The following is a 20,695-nucleotide window of genomic DNA, read 5'->3' on the forward strand; positions in this document are numbered from 1 at the left end:
ACATCGGCCACCTCGTCGAAACCATCGAGGCAGCCGAATGCAAGAACTACTTCCAAAACGCAGGCTATGCTTCCGTCAAAACGTGAAAGGCTCTAGGGTACCGCCTTGGCCGACGCGGGACCCGGCCCCCCGCCCAACCTAACCCCAGCGTCGGCCATCGATAGAGGTGCCTCGATTGGCGGGCCATGCGAACGGCACGCTTGATGCCGAGAGACGAAATCGCCTGATGCCAAAAGACAGATTCGAGTGCATGCAGGAAGCGCCTGGCAGCTGGATTGTGTGGGACCATACGGGTGGAGCGCCGGCAGGGCTCGGCGGCGTCGAGTTGCGAGGCCAGGACAAGCACCGGGCCGAAATCGCGCGCGACATCCTCAGGCGGATCTTTCGGACCGGCCGGGATGTCGACGCAGCGGAGAGCGATTCTTCGGACGCATGAGGCGCAACCAACTGCGTGGCCCGGCGGGACCTCCGTCACCCCGCGCCGGGTTAGCCGAATTCAACCCAACTTCACTTTCGGCTCGCGTGCCCACCAACGCAGTTCGCCGAGCCTTGTGACAAAGCCAGCAATGTCCTTGACTGACTCAAGCGGGATAACCGCCTCGTCCTCTGCAATTCCGGCCTTGGACAACAAAGCTGCGGCAGCCTCGACGAAGCCGATGAACTTGCAATGGGCGAAGGCATCCGCAACGAAGTCGCGGGCGGTCGATTCCTTCAGGAGCTCCGCCATTGCAGGTTTTGCCGGCAGGAGTGCCACGGCGTCGTAGAGAACCGAAGGTGCGCCTGATATCATCTGCTGGGCGTCGATCCAGCTGCCGTCGCTGGCCTTGGCGCCGCCGACCTTCGGCGCGATGATCTCGAAGCTTGCGCCGGCCTTTGTCAGCGACTGCTTCAGCGCATTCAGCAAGGCCGCATCGGTTCCGTCGGTCACCAGAATCCCGAGCTTGCGGCCCTCGAACCGGCCGGGGCCGTTCTTGAGGATGCTGAGCGCGTCCGACACGGGGAGATCCCGGCGTGTCGGCACCGCTGCGCCAGCAGGCTTCGGCATTGCCTTCAGACCGAGTGCATCCGCCACCTTGCCGGCCAATCCGTCATCGATGTTCAAAAGATGCGAGACGATGCGCTCGCGAATGACCGGGGTCTGCACCTTGCTCAGCTCAAAGGTCAGCGCAGAAGCGATGTGCGCCTGCTCCACCGGCTGCTGGCTGATGTAGAACTGGCGTGCCTGGCTATAGTGATCGGCAAAGGTTTCCGAGCGCAACCGGGCCTTCGGTCCGGCTTCGACTTCGGCGAAGGACCGGAACCCCTTGGCCGGAGATTCACGCGGACCTTCGTCCCATGAATTCGGCTGGTAGTTGGCGCGGCCGACCGGGTTGCGCATCGCCATGTGTCCGTCCTGCTGGAAATTGTGGAAGGGACATTTGGGCGCGTTGATCGGAAGGTGGGTGAAGTTGGTGCTGCCCAGCCGTTTGATCTGCGTGTCGAGGTAGGAGAAGTTCCGACCCTGCAGCAGCGGATCGTTGGAGAAGTCGACGCCGGGCGGCACGTTCTGCGTCATGAATGCGACCTGCTCGGTTTCGGCGAAGAAATTGTCGGGCATGCGATCGAGTACCAGGCGGCCGACCGCTATCGGCGGCAGAACCTCTTCGGGGATGATCTTGGTGGGATCGAGGATGTCGAAGTCGAAGCTGTCGGCGAAGGCCTGATCGAAGAGCTGAAGCTGCAGTTCCCATTCGGGGAAATTGCCGGCATGGACCGCGTCCCAGAGGTCGCGGCGATGGAAGTCGGGGTCGGCGCCGTTGATCTTGACCGCTTCGTTCCAGGCCACGGACTGCAGACCGAGCTTCGGCTTCCAGAGGAATTTCACGAAGGTCGATTCATCGTTGGCGTTGAGCAGCCGGAACGTATGAACGCCGAACCCTTCCATGAAGCGCAGGGAGCGCGGGATGGCCCGGTCGGACATCGCCCACATGACCATGTGCATGCTTTCAGGCGTTAGCGAAATGAAGTCCCAGAAATTGTCATGCGCGGTCTGCGCCTGGGGGAAATCGCTGTCAGGCTCGGCCTTGGCGGCGTGGATCAGGTCGGGAAACTTGATCGCATCCTGGATGAAGAACACCGGCATGTTGTTGCCGACAATGTCCCAGTTGCCTTCCTGCGTGTAGAGCTTGACGGCGAAGCCGCGTACATCGCGCGCAAGGTCTGCGGAGCCCTTGTTGCCGGCAACGGTCGAGAAGCGCACGAAAGCAGGTGTCTTTTCGCCGGCGCGCTGGAAGATGTCGGCACGCGTGTATTTGGCCAGCGATTCATAGGTTTCGAAATAGCCGTGGGCGCCATAGCCGCGGGCATGGACGACACGCTCGGGAATGCGCTCGTGATCGAAATGGAAAATCTTTTCGCGGAAGTGAAAGTCTTCGAGGACCGTCGGCCCACGGGCGCCGATCTTGAGCGAGTTCTGGTCGTCGGAGACCGGTCCGCCCTGTGCGGTGGTCAGCACCGGCGTCGAGCCGAATGATGTCTGGTGCAGTTCGCCACCTGCGCCGCGCTCGAGTTTCTGATCGTGGATGGTGGCGTCCGTTGCCGTCGATTTTGATGCTTGCTTCGCCATGACAGGAAATCCCCAGGGTCAACGCGCGGGCTGCGCTGGTCCTCAATCTCCCGGATGACGATATGTTCCCTGCCGATTGCAAGCCGGAAATGAAGAAGGCCGCCGGTTCGCGCGGCGGCCTTTATTTGCTTCAAAGAGCGAGGAAACCTTCAGAGGTTCTTGTTGATCGCCGCAGCCGTCTTGTTGGTGGCGTCCTTGACGGCGGACTTGGCGTCGCCAACAGCCTTCTGGACCTTGCCCTTGGCTTCCTGCGCAGCGCCCTCGGCCCGCAGACGATCATTGCCGACGGCCTTGCCGACGCCTTCCTTGGCTTTGCCGACCGCCTGATTGGCGAGGCCCGAAGCCTTGTCGCTGGTGCTTCCCATGGAATTTACCTTTCGCGGGTTGTTGCCTGACCGGCGACAACCAACGTCGCTTTGTTTGGAAAGTTCCGCCTGTCGCGTGAGGACACAAAACGAAAAGGCCCGCCACCGACGCTAATCGTGACGGGCCTTCTGGCGTAGGCCGGGCGTCCCGTGCGCCAGTTCGAGCGAGCCTTCAATGCTGCAAATGCGGTTGCTCCGCACTCATGTATTACAATTATGTTCGCATCCATGCCACGTTGCACATGACCCCTGCGACGGCCGCTGGCGTTACCGGCAAGCTTTGGAGATCGACGATCGTCGCGCTGATCGAAGTTGTTCGCGGCTCTTATCAGCGTTTTGATTATCATTCGCTAATATGATATAATTGAAGTCCGAGAGGCTAGCTCCATGAGGCAGTTGCTAGGACACATTGCATTGGCGTGCCTTGTGCTGCCCGGCGATGCAGACGCCCATGATTGGTATACGGGCAGGACTGATCCCGTTCTTCGCTACGACTGCTGCGGAAACAAGGATTGCCACCCGATCGATTCCAACAACGTCAGGATGACTAAAGACGGCTATTTTGTCCGGATGCCGCGCCCGGCTTACTTGAATGAGCCCCAGGAAGCGGAGTGGTTTATCCCTAGAGAGCGTGTCCAGACGTCGCCTGATGATCGATACCATATCTGCGAGCGCTTGATGACGTTTTACCGGACGATCATTCCTCACTTGAAGTTCCAGGCCTATTACAGGTTCAGGTGGACGTGCTTCTTCGCGCCGATGGGCACTGGTTCAATCCAGTCGGAATGAACGTTCCGCTGCAAATTTTCAAACTGACCCACCACCACCCTAAAATGAAAGAACCCCGCCGGCCGGAGCCTGACGGGGCATTTGATTGGAGCGGATCGAATGGGAGACGATCCGGGAGAAGAACGCAAAGGCCACACAAAGGTTCCACACGGTGCCGACGCGCGTCGCGGGGAATGCCCTGTGGCGGCGTCAGCCTGACGGACCTATCGGGCCCGAGGACGGGATTCCCTGCGCCGTCACCACCGACAGCTTCTGCGGTTTGACCAGCACCGGCTTTTCATAGGTCTTCTTCATGGCTTGCCTCTCCGTAGAGTTCGATTACAGCAGCGTCGTCGCCGGCCGCGCTCTTGTCAAGCCGAGGCGGTCAAGGCTGGCCAACCGGACAGGGACGAAAACCTGGCTCAGTTCCTGTCGGCGGGCTTGGAGCGCATGCGCGAAACCGTCTCGCGCTCGGCGCGCTTGGAGCGCAGCGGGGGCAGGCCGCGGTCGATCAGGTCCATGTCCTCCAGCACCATGTCACCCATGCGCTTGAAGGCGATGTCGAGGGCGCCGGCGCGGTGGGCCGAGCGCAGGAAGCCGGGCAGGGCGCGCACGGGATGGTCCGCCGCCAGCGGCTCCTCCGGGAAGACGTCGCTGGCAGCGACAATGTGGCCGCTCTTCACTGCCGCCATCAGGGCCGGGAAGTCCACCACGCCGGCGCGGCTGAGCAGGATGAAGGCGGCGCCCTTGCGCATGCTGGCGAAGGCATCCGCGCCGAGAAAACCCTGGTTCTCAGAGGTTACCGAGGCGACGACGAAGATGAAGTCGCTGGTCGACAGCACTTCTTCCAGCGAGGACGGCTCTACGCCAAAGTCGATGAGGATCGACGGCGGCAGCCAGGGATCGAAGACTTTTGTGCTGACACGGAACCCCGACAGCAGCCGGTTCAGCGCGCGGCCGAGATCGCCGAAGCCGATGATGCCGACATCGGCGCCTGAAAGCAGCCGCGCCGTCTGGTTGCCGTCGCCGCCCCACAGCTCCTTGCCGTTCCGGAAGGCGAGGTCGGCGTCGACGATGTTGCGGGCGAGGTTGAGCGCCATCGCAAGGCCAAGCTCGGCCACCGGCTCGGCGAACACGAGGCCGGTGGTGACGACATGTATGCCGCGCGAGAACAGCGTCTCGTAGGGCATGTTGTTGATGAGGTTGGTCTCGACATTGAAGACGCAGCGCAGCGCCTTCATCTGGTCGAGCGTTTCGGGCGATATCGGCGGCTGGCCGATAATGTAGCGGGCTTGCGCCAGCACGTCGGCCGGCAGTCTTGCTACCCCGTCGGCGGTGGTCTCGACGATGCGGTATTTCGACCTGAGGCGCGCCAGTTGCGGCGATGTGAAGATGAGGCCGAGCGTGCGTGGTTCCGGTGCGCTGATGACCAGTGGCAAATCCTTGTTTGACATGATGGTTCCTCCCGATACGATCCGGATCGCGCTTTCTGGGAGGTAAATTACCTCCGATAAAACGATTTACAATCACGAAAAATCGATTTATCCATTTCTCCAGCGGCCGATAAATGCTGACGTTCGTGCCTCGGAGGAGGGACCAATGGCGCATCGGCAAGGCCAGCAGCGGCGTGCCTCAATCCACGACGTGGCAAGCCATGCCGGCGTGTCCGCCGCCACCGTTTCCAAGGTCATGGCCGGCGTCACCACGGTCAAGCCCGAAAATGCGCAGCGTGTCTTCGATGCCGTCGAGCTGTTGGGCTACCGCGTCGATCCGCTGGCGTCCGACATGCGCAGGGCCAAGCGCCGCATCATCGGCGCCATCGTGCCCGAGTTCGAGAGCGAGTTCTTCGGCCAGATGGTCACCCAGCTCGAAAGCCTGGCCGAGCAGCGCGGCTACACGCTGGTGGCGGCATCGAGCCGTGAATCCGAAGCGCGTGAAACGGAAATCCTTGCCCGCATGCATGACTGGCGGGTGGCCGGCGTGGTGCTGGCGCCGGTGCGCAACGAGCACGGACCGGCGGCCGCATTCATGAAGGTCAACGGCATGACCGGCGTGCTGATCGACCGCGTGTTGTCCGACGATGCCTTCGACACAGTGTCGGCCGACAGCGCGGCGGCCAGTGCCGAAGTGGCGCGCGAACTGCTCGGCAAGGGTCACCGCCACATCCTGGTCGTCGGTCTTGGCGAACAGGCGGCGACGATACGCGCTCGCCTCGATGGCTTTCGCAGCACCGCGCTCAAGCTGGCGCCGGATGTCCGTATCGACGTTGTGCTCGCCGAAACCGATGTCGAGCCGCTCAGGGCGCAATTGCGCGACTACTTTGCGAAGGGAGAGCGGCCGACAGCGGTCTATTCGCTGTTCCTCAAGGGTACGCTGGTGGCACTCTCCGAATTCCGCCGGCGCGGCTGGCACTGCCCCAACGACATTTCGCTGGTCGGCTTCGACGATGCCGAATGGATGCAGGTGACATGGCCGGCCATCGCCGCCGTGGTGCAGCCGGTGCGCCAGATCGCCGGCCACGCCATGGAGGCCTTGTTTGCCAGGATCGAAGGCGGGGAGGGGCCGCCGATCGCGCGGCTCGAGCCTTGCAAGGTTCTGATGCGGGAATCCGTTGGCTCGCCAGGCAACGGCTCGCTTTAAGGGGGAGGCTCCGGCACGTGACATCAACCGGAGGAAAGATGAAATGACGCCGTTCGCTCAGAAGATAGATCGATTTACTTTGGCTTTGGGCTTCGCGATGGCGTTCCCGGCGCACGAACACAGAGAGACCCGATGAATCTTTTTGGATTGCACACGTTCGCCCTTGCCCCGGTCTGGGATCTCGATCTGATCGAGCCGCAGATGGAGCGGTTGAAGGGGCTGGGCATCGGCCTGCTGGAGATTCCGCTGCTGCGCCCCGAGGAGATCGACACCAGGCGCACGCGCGCCTTTGCCGAACGTTGGAATGTCGCGCTTATTCCGTCGCTTGGCCTGCCTGCTTCACTCGACGTGGTGGCGCGGCCGGACGAGGCGCTGGCTTTCCTCGAACCGGCCTTCGGCGTGTGCGAGGCAGTGGGCAGCGAGGCGCTCGGCGGCGTCACCTATGGCACGATCGGCAAGACCTCGGGCCGTGAGAGGACGGCGGAGGAAATCGACGGCATATGCCGTTTTCTCGAGTGCGCCGCGAAGGCGGCCAAGGTGCATGGGCTGAAGCTCGGCATCGAGCCCTGCAACCGCTACGAGACGCATCTGATCAACCGCGGCATCGACGCGGCCAAAGTCATCGAGCGCGTCGGCGCCGACAACATCTTCATCCATCTCGACACCTATCACATGCATATCGAGGAGGAGAGTTTTGAAGCCGGCTTCCGCGCCGCCGCACCCTATCTTGGCTACGTCCATGTCTCCGAAGCCAATCGCGGCGTGCCGGGGCGCGGCATGCTCAACTGGGCGGCCTGCATGAAGGCGATATCGGACATCGGCTATAGCGGCGCCATCACGCTGGAAAGCATGAACCATGTCGATGTCGACATCGCCGGCGGGCTCGCGGTGTGGCGGCCGGTGGCGGAGAACCCCGATGATGTCATTGCGGTTGGTCTGCCGTTCCTGCGCGAGGAGGCGAGGAAGGCGGGATTGACGCTGGGGTGAGGGCCCCATGGGGCCGTCACATGTGCCAGCGATGCAACAGTGCAGAATCGTTCGATCGAGGCCCCAAAGAAACGATGTAAGAACCAGTAACGGCACAATTGACACGGGGCATGGAATTGGTTCTTTTGACGTCGTATCCAACGTGGAGGGCACTTTGCGGTGAAGAAATACGAGAAGCCAACTTTGCAGAAGCGCGACAGGCTTTCGGGTGTAACGGCCCAGACTGCTTCCTCGACACCTCCGACGCCGCAGTGAGCGGTTGGCGTCTGACGCATTCGCAGGATAAGGGCAATCAATAGGGCGCGATTGGCTGATCGCGCCCTATTGCATGTTGGCCACGGGCGCCTGCCGCTGTCCCAGATGCCGCATCTTGCGGCCGATGATCATCAGCCGGCGCGCCGTGTTGTTGCGCAGGCGCCGTACGCGCCATTCCAGCCCGGTTTCGATGGTGATCGACTTGGCGTAATAGCTCACACGCATGCCGTCCTCATCGGTCGCTACCTTGACCGGGTCGTCGTAGAAGGCGCTGATCTTGTCAGCTGCCATGCCTGGTGTTTCCAGCCAGCTCGGAATGTGAATCGAATGGAGCTGGTCAACATCGGTCATCACCCGCCCGATGCCGACGCCCGGCGTCGGACACGTCGTGCAGAAAGCGTCGCCGATGAAGACGACCCCATCGCGGCGATGACCTTGCGTCGTGCTCAGACTGACCTGCCTGACCTCGACGGGACTTGCCACTGCGAAGTTGCCACATTGCGCTGATATTTCGGGCATCAACTCGCAAAGCATCTTTTGCGGATCCTGGCGAAATGCCCGCGTCCACGGTTCGGCCACGGTGCGATAGACGAACATGTTCGCCCGCATCTTGTCGCCGAGAGGAAAGATGCTGATGTAGGCGACACGGTCGGCGGCCCGCCTGCCGTAGCAGGTGAGAGACTGAGAGCCGAATTCACGCGGCGAGATGGCGAGGTCGAATCCCATCGACAGCGAATGCGCCTTCGATTGTTCGACACGCTCGACCCCGACGGCGCGCCGCAGCGCTTCGCCGTGGCCGGTGGCCACCACCAGCAGGCGGGCATTGATGACGGAACCGTCGGCCAGCACAAGCCGCTGCCGGTCCGGTCCGGTCGAGACCTCTGTTACCTTGCCGACCGTCAGCGGCACTTGCGGCGGCAAGGCATCGCGCAGGCCATTGATCAGCGCGCCATAGGAAAATGTGAATTCCGATTTCTTCTCATGCGCGAATAGCTGGCCGAGGCGGAAGACATGAGTGTCGGTTGTCGAGGTGACGAGACGCTTGACCGTCGCGTCGAGGCCGAGTTTTTCGAACAGCAGCATCTGATCCATGCCGATCTTCTCGGCCCGGAACTCGTCGTGATGGATGCGGTGCGGATCGATCAGCGCAACCTTGCGCCCGGCTTGTCCCAACACCGTTGCCAAGGTGGTGCCGGCCATTCCGGCACCAACGATCGCCACTTCGACTTCGGTTTGGCCAGCCTCTGCGGTACTCATTTTGCTGCCCTTTCTTGTAGCAACTTCTGGTAGCAACTTCCCAAGTGCAACTACGGTAAAAGATATCTCCCGGACCCAAATCAACCTCAAGAAACCGGAACACGTGTCTGGTAGTAAACAATGTTTAGGTTAATCGCGGACCCGTCGTTTCCAGCGCGGTGCAATCGCCGAGCCATCGATGAATTCAAAACCGCCTGCCTCGTTGAGTGTGTGAAGTTTGCGCCCACTCCATAGCGCACCCGGATTTAAGATGGTTTCAACGACCTGCTCCATGCCGATCAAATCAAGGTGAGAAATGCGTGCAATGCCGAGAGCCGCGCCATAGCTCCTGCGGCAGTCCTGCACCGGGCGCAGCAGGTCGTTGCCGCGCTGGACCATGCGGCCCGCCGGCCGCGCCGAGGCAATGTCGATCAGCACGGGATTGTTCGGATGCGGCATCCAGGGGCCGCGAAAATCCGGCGCAGACCACAGATGCAGCGTGTCGGAGAAGGCGCCGCCGCCATCCCGGATGGTGGCGAACAGCCACCACAAGCCGCCATGTTCGACCAGGGTGGCGTCGCTGGCGACGACGCCGGACAGAAGCGTCGCCTCCTTGACCCATCCGCCAGGAAAGGCGGTGGCCCGGTAGAGATCGACCGTGCCGTTGGCGCAGCTCTCCGGCACCATCCAGACCTCGCCGTCGCGCTCGAAGACGAAGGGGTAGGAGAGATGGTAGGGCAGGTCCAGCACCGGCTCAGGTCGGCCGAGCGGGCCAGACGGGCCGAAGGGCACCGCGGAGATGATGGCCCGGCCCAGCCGATGGATATAGTCCTCGACGAACAGGGTCAGCTGACCCTGATAAAGAATCGGGAACGGATCGGCGTAGAAGCGGCTGCCATCGTCCGGCAGCTCTTGCCAGCCCGATGCCGGATGCGCGCGCAGGTCGAACAGATCTCGGCCCCCGGTTTGCCGCCAGCCGACCTTCCAGTGCGGCGCGTTGTAGCAAAGATGGTAGATCTTCTGGACGATCCGCCGCGCCAGCGCCTTGCCGGCTCTGACGCCAAGCTTGCCAGCCGAGGGCAACAGCGGCGGGGCACCTGCCTGCGCCGGCTCGGGCAGATCGGGCACGGACTTGGCCGCGCCTGACAGGGCAGCTATGATCAGACTTGCCGTGCGCGCCAGCATGTCCTGGAAGGACGCGAGCGCGATGCCGCCATATTCGGTTCCCAGGCGCCCGGCGGCAATCGCGACACCGTTCTCCTCGATGCGGGCAAGCGGTGTGCGGCCGGCGAGGATCAGGGCCAGCAAGGCCGTTTCCCCACTTGTGCCATCATAGGTGACGCGCCAGACCCGCGTGCCTTCCAGCCTGACATCGCCGCAGAGGTCGATCACCAGGTCGGGCGAAGCAGGGGACTGTGTCCTGTAGGGAGCGAGCGTGGAAAGTGGCACACGCTTCGCCAGCCCATCATGGGACAGGCCGTGTATCGCCGTTTCGAGTTGAAACAGGGCCGCGGCGCTGCGCGGGATGCCGCCGCCCGCGGGCCTGGTATCGACGGACAGCTCGACATCGCCAAGCGCGGCGAGGCGTTCCAGCAGCGCGACATGGAAGGCACGCACGCAGTCGCCGTCCAGGCGCAGGCTTATCCGCATGTTGGAGACCCGAAATGGCGGTATCCGGCCTTGCCGGTCCGGTCGAATTGTAGCCCCATCCGCATACCTCTCCGCTCGCTGTGCACCCAGCACCTCGGTATGTATATTTTTAAGCAAACCGCGTGCCAAAATTCACATGACTTCCCAACATAATTAACAATCTTTTAACAGTTGGAGGAATAGCTAGGTTAGTGCCGCAATCTGATCTTGCCGGCATATGGGGTATTGTCGGAGGCAGCCATGCAATCATCTCTGCCCATGGTTCCTCAGCAACATTCCCCGGATGCGGGACCAGCGGGATCATACGCGGCCTCGACGGTCGAACTGGGCGACCTAAAGCGCATCCTGGTGCGCCGCCGGTTCTGGATCTTCGGCACCGTCGCGCTGCTGACGCTGGTCACCTTGCTCTACGGTCTCTTCACGCCCGCTCTCTACAGCTCGGCGGCGGAAATCCTTATCGATCCGCAGGACCTGCAGGTGGTCACCAACGACGTCAATCCCAGCCGCATCTCACCCGACGGCGGCATCACGCAGGTCGAAAGCCAGGTCAGCGTGGTCCAGTCGACGGGCGTGCTGATGCGCGCGATCGCGGCGACAAACCTGACGCAGGATCCGGAATTCAACGGGCAGGGCTTGCTCTCGCGCCTGCTCGGTTCGGCATCGGCAGGAGGCGACAGGTCGGCACAGACGCTCGATGCGCTCCGCCGACGCCTAGCGGTGAAGCGGGCCGACAAGGTCCTGGTCCTTGACGTCATCGTCACTGCCAAGAGCGCCGACAAGGCCGCCCTTCTGGCCAATGCGATCGCCCAGGCCTATCTGGTCGACCAGGCGAGCGCGCGAGCGCAAATGGCCAAGGACGCTTCGGAGTCCATCACAGCGCGGCTGGACGAACAGCGCAAGCGCGTCCAGCAAGCCGAGAATGCCGTCGAGGCCTACAAGTCGGCCAACAACATGGTGATGGCGGCGGGCAACCTGGTCAGCGACCAGGAACTGACCGAGCTCAACACGCAGCTTTCGGCGGCGCAGAGCCGCACCGCGGCGCTTAAGGCGCAGGTCGACCAGATGCGCCGGCAGAGCGGCACGGCGGACGCAACCTCGGAAGCGATGCGCTCGGCGGTAATCTCGAGCCTGCGGGCACAGGAGGCTACGCTGGTCGACCAGGTCTCGCAGCTCGGCACGGAGCTGGGGCCGCGTCATCCCTCGCTGATCGCCGCCCAACAGCAGCTGCGCGACACGCGCCAGCTGATCGCGCGCGAACTCGGCCGCATCGCCACCGCCACCGAGACCGACTATGAACGGGCGCTCGCCAACCAGCAGGCGCTGGAAGCCAAGGTCGCGGGTATGAAGAGCAAGTCGCTCGACACCGACCAGGCCTCCGTGCGGCTGCGCGAACTGCAGCGCGATCTCGAGGCTCTGCGCTCCGTCTACGCGAACTATCTCCAGCGCGCCCAGGAGACGCGCGAGCAGATCAATGTCGACAGCACCAATGCGCGCATCATCTCCAACGCCATGCCGGCCCTGAAGAAGAGTTGGCCGCCTTTGTCGCTGCTGCTCGTCGGCGCGATCTTCGGCGGGCTGGGGCTCGGCACCGGCCTGGCGCTAATCGCCGAATATGCCTCGCCCACGGTGCTTTCCAGCGCCCAGATGCAATCGGCCATCAAGGCGCCGGTGCTGGGCGTGGTCCCGGCAAAGTCAGGCACTGGCCGGCGCTGGTGGCCTTTCGGCGGGAGTGCGGCCGCTGCGGCCAGCCAGAAAACCGACGCCGTCGTCGGCCTTGCGCTGAGGCGGATGTTCAGTTCGGGCCAGCGGCCGCCGGACTGGCCGCTGGTGCCGTCCATCCTGGTGACATCGTCTCCGGGCGAGGGCGCGCAGCGCAGTCGGGTGGCACGGTTGCTGGCCAATACTGCGGCGTCCAGGGGCAGCCGGGTGCTGTTCATAGATGCCAATGTCAGCGGTGGCGGTCAGAAGGAGGCGCAGCCGGGAATCCTCGACGTGCTGCGCGGCGAGTATGCGTTCGAGGCCGTCAGCCACTACGCGGCCGGCAGCAACGTCGCGCTGCTGGGCAGGGGCCGCTCAAAGGCGGTCTTCCAGGAAGCGCATGGCATCTACTTCGCCCAGCACATGCTGGCCCAGGCCAGCCGGAGCTTCGAGCTCGTTGTCATCGACGGCGGCGCGCTGGCCGACAATCTCAATGCTTCGCCTCTGGTTGCCATGGTCGACGAGATCCTGCTCGTCGCCACGCTGAACGCCACGCCGATGCGCGACGTCAACGCGACCTCGCAGGCCGTTTCCGTCATGGGGCGGCTGCCGACAGGCGCCATGCTGGTCGACGAGGCGGCCTGATATGGCAGCCAGCTGGAGCGGAAGCGCTTCGAACTATGGTGCTGCCGCGCCCCGCGCCGGCACGTCGGTCGATGCGCTGACGCGCTTCGGACTGATCGTGGCGGTGGCGGTTCTGTTCAGCGTCTCCGGCGGCATGCTGTGGCTGGTGGGCTACAATTACGACGGCCTGTTCGGCAACCCGGCGACCAAGATCCACCCGTCCACCTATCTCATCGTGCTGCTGCTTGCCTGGCGCTCCTGCACCTTCGGCAATCCGGTCGGCTATCTCGTGCATGTCGCCGACAGGCGGCCGGCCAGCGCATTGATGGCCGCCATCTCGATCGTGCTGCTGTTCGTCGTCATTGCCAGGCAGCGTCCCGGCATGGCCGGCATGATCGATACGTTCGTGGCCGCGGCACTTGTGGTGCTGATGCTCAGCGAGGACGACGAACGGACATTCGCCGGGCTGCAGACTGTCGTTCATATGGTCATGACGGCGAATGCGCTGCTTGCACTTTTCGAGTTCGCCACCAAGACGCTTATTTTCCCCTATCGCCTCGACGGGGTGGCGTTTACCACCGATCTGCGCTCGAGCGCGCTGCAGGGGCATCCGCTTGCCAATGCCATGGCGACAGCGATCTACGTGCTTGCCCTGCTCTCCGGTGCCAGATCCCTGTCGATGCCTGTGCGGATAGGGTTGATCGGCCTGCAATGTGCCGCACTCGTCGCCTTCGGCGGCCGCACGGCGATGGTGACGACGATCGTGCTCGGCAGCTGCTATCTGCTTTTTCAGGGCATCACCAAATTGCGCCAGGGCCGCGTCAACCTGCTGGGTGCAGCACTCGGCTTCATGCTTGCCGCGCTGCTGCCGGTCGTCATCGTCGTGGCGGCATATTATGGCTTTTTCGACGCGCTGCTGGAGCGCTTCGTGTCGGACAGCGGCAGCGCCAATGCCCGCGTCGAAATGTTCGAGCTCTTCAAGTACCTGGAACTGCGCGATCTGATCGTTGGACCGGATGTCGACCTGGTCGACAGCCTGCGCCGTATCAACGGTCTCGAACAGGGCATCGAGAACCCGATCATCCGCACCATCGTCTATCAGGGCGCCTTCTTCACCCTTTTGCTGACGTTTGGTTTCGTGCTGTTCCTGTTTGAGGTGGCTCGGCGCTGTCATGCCGGCATCTGGCTGCCGATGCTGGGCTGGATCATCCTGATCAACACTTCGGAAAGCGTCGCGTCGAAGACGACGCTGCTGACCAAATTCGTGGTGCTGGTGCTGGTGCTTTACCGGCCGGCGCGGGCGGTGGTGCGGCAAAGGACGCAGCCGGCGCAAACGTAGCGCTCTACGGCGGATGCCGGGATGGCAGGTGCCTATTCCGGCATAACCAGCCCAAGCGCCTCAACCATCGCCGGGTCCAGAGCCCGCGTGGTGTCGTCCATCATGCCCATGCCGTCGAAGAGATCCCAGAAGGCCCAGGGGAAGCCGAACGCCTCGGCGCTCTGCCTGACATCGACGATGTAGCGCGCGCGATCCGGATTGGGCGCGGCGACATAGTGGGCATCGGTGCGCAGGGCGCCGAACTCGCCCATGATGATGCGTTCCGGCGCAATGCCGTGGCCGTCGGCCCAGGCGCGAGCCTCGCCAAGATATTTGTCTACAAACCAGCGGTCGGGCTTGGCGTCGAAATAGACCTTCAGCACGCGCTCGGTTTCGGCATAGGCGGCCTGCTTGGTGTTTTCGGGGGTTTCGGTGTCCTGCGCCATACGCGCCCTGACCGACGCCAGCGTCTGTTCCAGCGAGCCGGCGGATGCCGGCCACGGCACGTTGTTGAGCGACCGGTAGACCGGCTCGCGCATCCACGGCGCGCCCTGATGGCTGAACAGATAGGGCTCGTAGAAGTGGAAGGTGAACAGGATCGGCTCGAACGGCGCCAGCGGTGCCGGATCGAGCGCGGTCAGTCCGCTCACCATCGAGCCGCAGCCTCCGGTGACGACCAGCGGCAGGGTCGCGGCCGACGCCCTTGCCGCGGTCAGGAGTGAAAGCTGGATCTGCGACCAGACGTTCGACGCGCAGGCCTGCGCCGGCTCGTTGACCGGCTCGAGCGCTATCCTGCCGGGCTGGAATCGCTCCAGCCTGCCAGCAAGCTCGCCGACCAGCCCGCGATAGAGATCGAAGGCGGGTGCGGCGGTGCTGGAGACCATGCGGTCCGGATTCCAGTAATGGGTGGCGCCATTGGCCTGGACGTTGACGATGATGCCGAGATCGGCGTCGAGCGTGGCGGTGACGGCCGCGTCCAGCATGTCCAGCAATCGACCGCGTGTCCTGGCGTCGGCGGCCAGGAAGGGGCCGGGATCGACGGGCAAACGGATGAAATCGAGCCCGGTCCTGCGCAGCCGACCAAGGTCGTCTGGGGTCGGCACCGGCCGTTGCGACTGGAAGGGCGGCCAGTCATAGTCGGTGCGTGGTGCCGGAAATTCGCGTGTCAGCGAAAACCAGGGCCAGGCGTTGACGCCGCGCCGAAACCGCGGCTCGGCGGCGCGGGCGGTTGGCGCGATCGGGAGCGAGCCAAGGGCCGCCGCCGTGGACAGCGCCGTCCGCAGCAGCCGCCGGCGCGACCAGCCTGTCATGCGGTGCCGGCTGAGGCGCGATTGGTTGCGATGGCTTCCGAGGCGGTCACGCCGAGCAAGCGGTAGGCTTCATTTTCATAGGCAAGCAGGACATCGTCCCAGCGGAAGGCCTCGCGGGCACGCGCCCTGGCGGCAAGGCCGCAGGTCCTGACCAGGTCATCATCGTCCAGCGCCTGCTGCATCCGTTCGGCGCAACTGTCCTTGTCGATGAAGTAGATCGCCGCCGCCCCCGCGGTCCACCTGTTGTAGGGATTGTCGTGCGCGATCACCATGTTGCCGGCCGCCAGCGCCTCGACCAGCGACGGGTTGGTGCCGCCCACCGTGTGGCCGTGCAGATAGGCGCGGGCGTGGAAGCGCAGTGCCTTGACCATTGCCTGGTCGTAAATGGCGCCCGGCAGGACCACCGAGCTGTTCGCCGCCTTGCGGACGGCGGCATGATAGGGGATGTCGTCGGACAGCGTTCCCAGCACCACCAGCTTCATGTCGCGCTTGGCGGAGCAAAAGGCTTCGACGATCGGCAGGATGTTGTTGTCGGGTTCGATGCGCGCGATCGAGACCAGATAGCGCCCGGGCTCGAGGCCGAGCGCCCGCACCGGCGCTTCTGGCGCCGATGTCACCGGATCGGCCCCATAGGCGATGGTGGCGATGGCGCTGCGCGGCCGGCGCGTCGCCAGGTGATCGGCGATGGCGGGATGATCGGCGACCAGCCGATGCGAGGCCCAGGCGCCGATCCATTCGTTGAGCCAGAACCAGGTGCGCGCCGCCATGCCCCATTTGGGGCGGCGCCACTCGATGCCGTCCATGTTGGTGAAGATCTTGCGCCGCTTCAGCCTGAGCCAGGTCAGGAAGACCGCGCCATTGTAGCCAAGCACCAGGCAGACGCCCGGCCGACTGGCGGCGTCGCGGACACATTGCCAGTCGAATTCCAGGGTCGCGCGCGGCCCCTTGGAGGCAACCTGGATGTGGATGAGCTTGATGCCGCGCCAGGTTTCGCTGCGCACCCGCTGGTCGATCCGCTCGACCTCATCCTGGCAATAGACGGCGACCTTCCAGCCTCGCCCGACAAGAAACAGCGCCAGTCTTTCGGCAAAGGTTTCAAAGCCGCCATGGGCCGCGGGTATGCCGCGGGTCCCCAGGATCAGTATGGCTGGCGTCTCTGGTTTCATGGCTGGTGGCACTTTCAGATGCATTCTATATATTAGCTATTGCTTAATTTTTAGGAAGCAGGTGGCAACTTCCATGCCATCCGCCGATTTTCGGCATACTGGCGGGTGATCATCGCGCGGGGTTGTAAAAAAACGGTGTTGAACCCGGTGGTTGTTTCATTCTCGGTCAACCCTTCTATGCGTAGCTGTATCGAAACGAGGCATTGCCAGGGTCGTGGCCAGGGTCGTGCGGCCGGTGATCGGACATATCGACCGATAGCCGGGCATATCGAACCAGGCATGATTCTTGCGACACGGATTCTGGACACCCTCGTCGAGCGCGATGGTTGTAGCACCTGGCGGGAAACAAGATGCGGATTGCCTGCGTTCATCAGGGCTATGAACTCTATGGTTCCGACCGCAGCTTCGCGGAGAGCGTTGCTGCGTTGCGCGCCGCGTTTCCGTCGGCCGACATCGAGGTGGTCTTGCCGCGCAGCGGGCCGATCGTGCAGATTTTGGAAGCGCATGCCAGCCGGATCGTCTTCGAACCGCTGTGGGTGCTGAGGCGCCAGGCCATAGCGCGCCTTGCGACGGTCGAGATGGCGCGATTGCCGGGTGCCGTGTTCAGGGCGTGGCGGCGCCTCAGGGAATGCGACCTCGTCTACGTCAACACCTCGATCGTGGCCGACTATGCGCTGGCCGCGCGCCTTCTTCCCCACAAGGCTGTCCTGCATATCCACGAGATCCCCGAAGGCGCCATGCGCAGGATACTCGTCGGCCTGGTGCACTGGAGCCATGCGGATCTGATCTTCAACTCGCGCGCGACGCGCGCCGCTTTCGGCGATCCCAGGACCGCCCGCACGCATGTCGTCTACAACGGCGTTGCCGGGCCGGCGGCGCCTGAACCGACCACCTATGACGGCAAGCGCCCGTTGCGCGTGCTGCTGCTCGGCCGCATCAACAGGATCAAGGGGCAGGAGGTTTTGCTGGAGGCGATCGCCTCGATGCCGACAGAACTCCAGCCGAGGATCGAGGTGCGGCTGGTCGGCGGCGCCTTCGAAAGCACCGAGCGCGAACGTGCGCTGGCCGAACTGGTCGAGACGATGGGCCTCACCGGGCGCGTCAGCGTCTTGCCCTTCGTGCCCGACCCTTCGGAGCATTACCACTGGGCCGACATCGTCACCGTTCCGTCGCGGCGTCCGGAATCGCTCGGGCGCGTCGCCATCGAGGCAATGGCCTATGGCCGGCCGCCGCTGGTGTCGGCGATCGGCGGGCTGGTGGAAGTGGTCAGCGATGGCGAGACCGGCTGGCATGTTCCGCCCGGCGACGCGGCAGCCCTGGCCGCGAAATTGCAGGAGATCATCCTCGCCCCTGAGGCCTGGCGCGGTTTTGTCGCTGCAGGGCGCGCGCGCTACGAGGCAATGTTCAGCGAGCCGGTCGCGGCCGCGGCGATCGCGGCGATCGCCGCCGACAAGCTCAAGACGACCATGGCGCGACCGAGCCGGGCGCGGGCCGCCCGCCAAGCGGAGACACGGCCGTGAAATTTGCATTCCCGAGCCATCTGGTTCGACGCCTCATGCTGATGATCGGCGGCGAGGCGATGCAGAGCGGCTTTCACTTTGCTCTCAACATCGGGCTGTTGCACATGCTGTCGGCGCAAGGCTATGGCCTCTTCGCCATTGGCATGGTGATGGGCGGCGTCGGCCTGTCCTATATCAGGTCGCTCACCGCCGTTCCCGCCAGCATCTGGATGAGCAAAAGCACCAACAGTGCCGGCGTCGATGCGCATGACGTGGCGTTTGGAACGGCGGCGCTAATCGTGGCATTGCTGATGGCCGTCGGTACGGCTGTTCTGATGCATCTCCTTGGCGATCCAAGCGGAATTGCCGCCGGCTGCTTCGTCGGCGCCTGGTCGTTGCGCAGCCATATGCGCACGGCTTTCTTCGCGCGTCGCCAGCAGGTGGTCGTTTCCATCAGCGACGGCGCTTTTACAATCGCCGGCATTGTCCTGACCGGGCTGACGATCTGGAAGGTCCAGGACCCGCTGCAGACCGTGTTCTATGCACTTGCCGCGGCAAATGTGTTCGGCATTTTCGTCCTGGTCCGGCTGGCTCGGCGCACACTTCGCATCAGCTTCCGCATGCCGACGCGGCGACGCTATACCAGGCTCTGGCACCAGCTGCGCTGGTCGGCGTTCAGCGCGACCACCACCAACATCCAGGGTCAATGTCTGGCGCTGCTGGTCGCGGGCATTGCCGGGCCTGCCGCCTATGCACCGCTGGCGGCGGTCCTGGTGCTGTTTGCCCCGCTGCGCATCATCAGTCTTGCTTTCGTAAACATGACGCAGCCAGAGCTCGCGAGGCTGATGCGGAACAACGAAACAGGCCGGGTTTGGGCACAGGCAAAGATCTGGGCGCTCGTCATGGGGCTCGGCGGCCTGGCCTATGGATGTGCGATCATGTTCGTCCTGCCGATGATAAAATCCCAGGCCCTGCAGGATGCGTCGATCGGATTCATCGGGATTTTTGTGACCGCGAATTTTGTCCCGATCATGCTCTATATCATGCCTCGCATCGTGCTTGAGATACTCGGCGATTTCCGGATCGTCGCGTTCACCACGCTGGGCGGCGCGGTCGTCGGGCTGGTACTGATCGCGATCCTGCTGGCGATAGCGTCTCCGCCGTGGGCGCTGGTGGGTTCCGCCGTGTCCGAGATCTTCGTGCTCGCGGCATCATGGTATTTCGCGCATCACCGCATATGGAATCTAGAGCATCCGGATGAGGCGCGCGACAGCCGGTTGGGTTCGTGGCGACGGGCGGTCTCGCTCGCGACGGCAAAACGATAGGAGAAGAGAAGATATGGCAGGCCAGGCAGTGCAAAGTGCTGCGGCGACCGGCTTGCCCGAAGGGCAGGCCCTACATCCCGCAACCGTCGCCGCGAACGATGCCTACACGGCGCGATTGCACACCAGCCTGGAAGCGGCCAGGCCGCTCTGGCTGCGCTACGAGGCGGACGGTGTGTGCACCGCGCACCAGCATTATGCGTGGGCCGAGGGAATCGTCGCGCGACTGATACCGAAAGGTGCGGACGTGCTCATCGTGGAGGTGAACGACGCCGCAACGGGCGCGCCCCGGATGCTGGTGCCGCTGATGCGGCGACCGGCTTTCCACCATCGGGTGATCGAATGGCTGAGCTGTGGCGTTTGCGACTATTCGGCACCGCTGCTGGCCGATGCGAGCCCGTGGACGCGGCAATCCGCACAGGCGGCGTGGGCCGCGGTGCTCTTCGTGCTGCCGCCGGCGGACCGCATCAACATCACCGGAATTCCGCAATTGATCAGCGGCGTCACCAACCCGCTGGCCTTGCTCGCGGCCACGCGCGATTCCCTTCATACCAGCTTCGGCCTCGCTATCGACGGCGACCCGGAAACTGTCCTCAAGCGCCTATGCAGGCCATCCTTCGTCAAGGCCTTCAACAAGGACTGGCGCCGGCTCGAACGGCTCGGCGACGTGGAACTGGTCGAGGCCAACACACCGGCCCTGGTGGAGCTGATCTTCGGCAGCCTGGTCCGCATGCGGCTCAGCCGCTTTCGAGAATTGGGCCGTTTCGACCTGCTGACGCAGGGGACGGTTGTCGATTTCTACCGAAACGCCGCTCTCGAGGGGCTGTCGGATGGATCGGTGCGGCTCTTCGGGCTGCGCGTTGGCGAAGCTCTGATCGCGGTCCAATATCTGCTGATCCATCAAGTTACTGTTCATGCTCTGCTGATATCAATCGACCAGGGCGCGGTGCCCAACGTCTCACCGGGGCTTCTGATCATGGGCAAGTTGATGAACTGGGCGCGCGGGCGGGGCTTCGACTATTTCGACCTATCGGTAGGCAACCAGAGCTACAAGGAACATATGGGTGCCAAGGGTTCGGTCCTGCGCGAGCTTTGCCACGGGATTACGGTGCGGGGCAGTGCCGTGAGCACCGCCCTCGAGGTCCGCACCCGAAGTGAGGTATTCGTGCGCTCCAAACCTCGGCTGCTGAAGACGATGCAGGGACTGATGCGGAGTTTGCGGCGCTTGCGCGGGGGACCAAAATGACAGGAC

At 63.5% G+C, this 20,695-nt stretch carries 17 protein-coding genes; 9 read left to right on the plus strand and 8 right to left on the minus strand.

The window, feature by feature from the left end; translation table 11 throughout:
* Positions 1 to 226 precede the first annotated feature (226 nt).
* Complete coding sequence (locus ASD99_RS03080; protein WP_156388917.1) at positions 227 to 436, plus strand: hypothetical protein; 210 nt, start codon at positions 227 to 229, stop codon at positions 434 to 436.
* Between the two features lie 60 nt (positions 437 to 496).
* Here ASD99_RS03080 and ASD99_RS03085 read toward each other — a convergent pair whose 3' ends face one another.
* Positions 497 to 2,605, minus strand: coding sequence for a catalase (locus tag ASD99_RS03085; protein WP_056591522.1), 2,109 nt, complete (start codon positions 2,603 to 2,605; stop codon positions 497 to 499).
* Between the two features lie 149 nt (positions 2,606 to 2,754).
* Entirely contained in the window at positions 2,755 to 2,970 is a 216-nt protein-coding gene (locus ASD99_RS03090) for a CsbD family protein (protein ID WP_019859538.1), read from the minus strand.
* A 387-nt stretch (positions 2,971 to 3,357) separates the two neighbouring features.
* Between ASD99_RS03090 and ASD99_RS03095 the strand changes: the two genes are divergently transcribed.
* Positions 3,358 to 3,759, plus strand: a complete 402-nt coding sequence (locus ASD99_RS03095) for a hypothetical protein (RefSeq protein WP_056591525.1) — start codon at positions 3,358 to 3,360, stop codon at positions 3,757 to 3,759.
* Between the two features lie 189 nt (positions 3,760 to 3,948).
* On the opposite strand, the gene ASD99_RS31740 is transcribed toward ASD99_RS03095, so the two are convergent.
* Both ASD99_RS31740 and ASD99_RS03100 read right to left on the minus strand, forming a co-directional pair.
* Complete coding sequence (locus tag ASD99_RS31740; RefSeq protein WP_082583139.1) at positions 3,949 to 4,053, minus strand: hypothetical protein; 105 nt, start codon at positions 4,051 to 4,053, stop codon at positions 3,949 to 3,951.
* A gap of 107 nt (positions 4,054 to 4,160) precedes the next feature.
* Positions 4,161 to 5,192 carry a hydroxyacid dehydrogenase gene (locus tag ASD99_RS03100; RefSeq protein ID WP_056591527.1) on the minus strand — a complete coding sequence of 344 codons (1,032 nt, stop codon included), beginning with the start codon at positions 5,190 to 5,192 and terminating at the stop codon, positions 4,161 to 4,163.
* A 145-nt stretch (positions 5,193 to 5,337) separates the two neighbouring features.
* Between ASD99_RS03100 and ASD99_RS03105 the strand changes: the two genes are divergently transcribed.
* Together ASD99_RS03105 and ASD99_RS03110 are read left to right on the plus strand one after the other, a co-directional pair.
* Entirely contained in the window at positions 5,338 to 6,378 is a 1,041-nt protein-coding gene (locus ASD99_RS03105; protein ID WP_057142708.1) for a LacI family DNA-binding transcriptional regulator, read from the plus strand.
* 132 nt (positions 6,379 to 6,510) lie between these two features.
* Positions 6,511 to 7,365, plus strand: a complete 855-nt coding sequence (locus ASD99_RS03110; protein WP_056591533.1) for a sugar phosphate isomerase/epimerase family protein — start codon at positions 6,511 to 6,513, stop codon at positions 7,363 to 7,365.
* Between the two features lie 321 nt (positions 7,366 to 7,686).
* Here ASD99_RS03110 and ASD99_RS03115 read toward each other — a convergent pair whose 3' ends face one another.
* Entirely contained in the window at positions 7,687 to 8,877 is a 1,191-nt protein-coding gene (locus ASD99_RS03115; RefSeq protein WP_056591537.1) for an FAD-dependent oxidoreductase, read from the minus strand.
* Between the two features lie 129 nt (positions 8,878 to 9,006).
* Positions 9,007 to 10,506, minus strand: coding sequence for a hypothetical protein (locus tag ASD99_RS03120; RefSeq protein WP_056591540.1), 1,500 nt, complete (start codon positions 10,504 to 10,506; stop codon positions 9,007 to 9,009).
* 240 nt (positions 10,507 to 10,746) lie between these two features.
* Here ASD99_RS03120 and ASD99_RS03125 point away from each other — a divergent pair, with 240 nt between their 5' ends.
* Positions 10,747 to 12,849, plus strand: coding sequence for a GumC family protein (locus tag ASD99_RS03125; RefSeq protein WP_057142808.1), 2,103 nt, complete (start codon positions 10,747 to 10,749; stop codon positions 12,847 to 12,849).
* A gap of 1 nt (position 12,850) precedes the next feature.
* Positions 12,851 to 14,167: a VpsF family polysaccharide biosynthesis protein gene (locus ASD99_RS03130; RefSeq protein WP_057142709.1), complete on the plus strand. Its 1,317-nt coding sequence runs from the start codon at positions 12,851 to 12,853 to the stop codon at positions 14,165 to 14,167.
* Between the two features lie 32 nt (positions 14,168 to 14,199).
* Here the strand turns inward: ASD99_RS03130 and ASD99_RS03135 are convergent, their stop codons facing one another.
* Together ASD99_RS03135 and ASD99_RS03140 are read right to left on the minus strand one after the other, a co-directional pair.
* Positions 14,200 to 15,456, minus strand: coding sequence for a glycoside hydrolase family 5 protein (locus ASD99_RS03135; protein WP_057142710.1), 1,257 nt, complete (start codon positions 15,454 to 15,456; stop codon positions 14,200 to 14,202).
* The gene (locus tag ASD99_RS03140; protein WP_057142809.1) at positions 15,453 to 16,622 is read right to left on the minus strand and encodes a DUF1972 domain-containing protein; all 1,170 of its coding nucleotides are present in this window, start codon (positions 16,620 to 16,622) and stop codon (positions 15,453 to 15,455) included. The genes ASD99_RS03135 and ASD99_RS03140 overlap by 4 nt, the downstream gene beginning before the upstream one ends.
* Positions 16,623 to 16,972: 350 nt before the next feature.
* Between ASD99_RS03140 and ASD99_RS03145 the strand changes: the two genes are divergently transcribed.
* The 3 genes from ASD99_RS03145 to ASD99_RS03155 are packed head-to-tail and all read left to right on the plus strand — an operon-like array spanning position 16,973 to position 20,689.
* A complete protein-coding gene (locus ASD99_RS03145; RefSeq protein WP_057142711.1) occupies positions 16,973 to 18,142 on the plus strand; it encodes a glycosyltransferase family 4 protein in 1,170 nt (389 codons plus the stop codon).
* A complete protein-coding gene (locus ASD99_RS03150; protein ID WP_082525623.1) occupies positions 18,139 to 19,446 on the plus strand; it encodes a hypothetical protein in 1,308 nt (435 codons plus the stop codon). The genes ASD99_RS03145 and ASD99_RS03150 overlap by 4 nt, the downstream gene beginning before the upstream one ends.
* A gap of 13 nt (positions 19,447 to 19,459) precedes the next feature.
* Positions 19,460 to 20,689, plus strand: a complete 1,230-nt coding sequence (locus ASD99_RS03155) for a GNAT family N-acetyltransferase (RefSeq protein WP_056591558.1) — start codon at positions 19,460 to 19,462, stop codon at positions 20,687 to 20,689.
* Positions 20,690 to 20,695 lie beyond the last annotated feature (6 nt).

This window comes from Mesorhizobium sp. Root695, from assembly GCF_001428185.1.
Classification (GTDB): Bacteria; Pseudomonadota; Alphaproteobacteria; order Rhizobiales; family Rhizobiaceae; genus Mesorhizobium.

Bases quoted from the DNA above. Each gene is read 5' to 3' on its own strand.
- ASD99_RS03080 (WP_156388917.1), top strand. From the start codon at position 227: ATGCCAAAAGACAGATTCGAGTGCATGCAGGAAGCGCCTGGCAGCTGG.
- ASD99_RS03085 (WP_056591522.1), bottom strand. From the start codon at position 2,605: ATGGCGAAGCAAGCATCAAAATCGACGGCAACGGACGCCACCATCCAC.
- ASD99_RS03090 (WP_019859538.1), bottom strand. From the start codon at position 2,970: ATGGGAAGCACCAGCGACAAGGCTTCGGGCCTCGCCAATCAGGCGGTC.
- ASD99_RS03095 (WP_056591525.1), top strand. From the start codon at position 3,358: ATGAGGCAGTTGCTAGGACACATTGCATTGGCGTGCCTTGTGCTGCCC.
- ASD99_RS31740 (WP_082583139.1), bottom strand. From the start codon at position 4,053: ATGAAGAAGACCTATGAAAAGCCGGTGCTGGTCAAACCGCAGAAGCTG.
- ASD99_RS03100 (WP_056591527.1), bottom strand. From the start codon at position 5,192: ATGTCAAACAAGGATTTGCCACTGGTCATCAGCGCACCGGAACCACGC.
- ASD99_RS03105 (WP_057142708.1), top strand. From the start codon at position 5,338: ATGGCGCATCGGCAAGGCCAGCAGCGGCGTGCCTCAATCCACGACGTG.
- ASD99_RS03110 (WP_056591533.1), top strand. From the start codon at position 6,511: ATGAATCTTTTTGGATTGCACACGTTCGCCCTTGCCCCGGTCTGGGAT.
- ASD99_RS03115 (WP_056591537.1), bottom strand. From the start codon at position 8,877: ATGAGTACCGCAGAGGCTGGCCAAACCGAAGTCGAAGTGGCGATCGTT.
- ASD99_RS03120 (WP_056591540.1), bottom strand. From the start codon at position 10,506: ATGCGGATAAGCCTGCGCCTGGACGGCGACTGCGTGCGTGCCTTCCAT.
- ASD99_RS03125 (WP_057142808.1), top strand. From the start codon at position 10,747: ATGCAATCATCTCTGCCCATGGTTCCTCAGCAACATTCCCCGGATGCG.
- ASD99_RS03130 (WP_057142709.1), top strand. From the start codon at position 12,851: ATGGCAGCCAGCTGGAGCGGAAGCGCTTCGAACTATGGTGCTGCCGCG.
- ASD99_RS03135 (WP_057142710.1), bottom strand. From the start codon at position 15,456: ATGACAGGCTGGTCGCGCCGGCGGCTGCTGCGGACGGCGCTGTCCACG.
- ASD99_RS03140 (WP_057142809.1), bottom strand. From the start codon at position 16,622: ATGAAACCAGAGACGCCAGCCATACTGATCCTGGGGACCCGCGGCATA.
- ASD99_RS03145 (WP_057142711.1), top strand. From the start codon at position 16,973: ATGCGGATTGCCTGCGTTCATCAGGGCTATGAACTCTATGGTTCCGAC.
- ASD99_RS03155 (WP_056591558.1), top strand. From the start codon at position 19,460: ATGGCAGGCCAGGCAGTGCAAAGTGCTGCGGCGACCGGCTTGCCCGAA.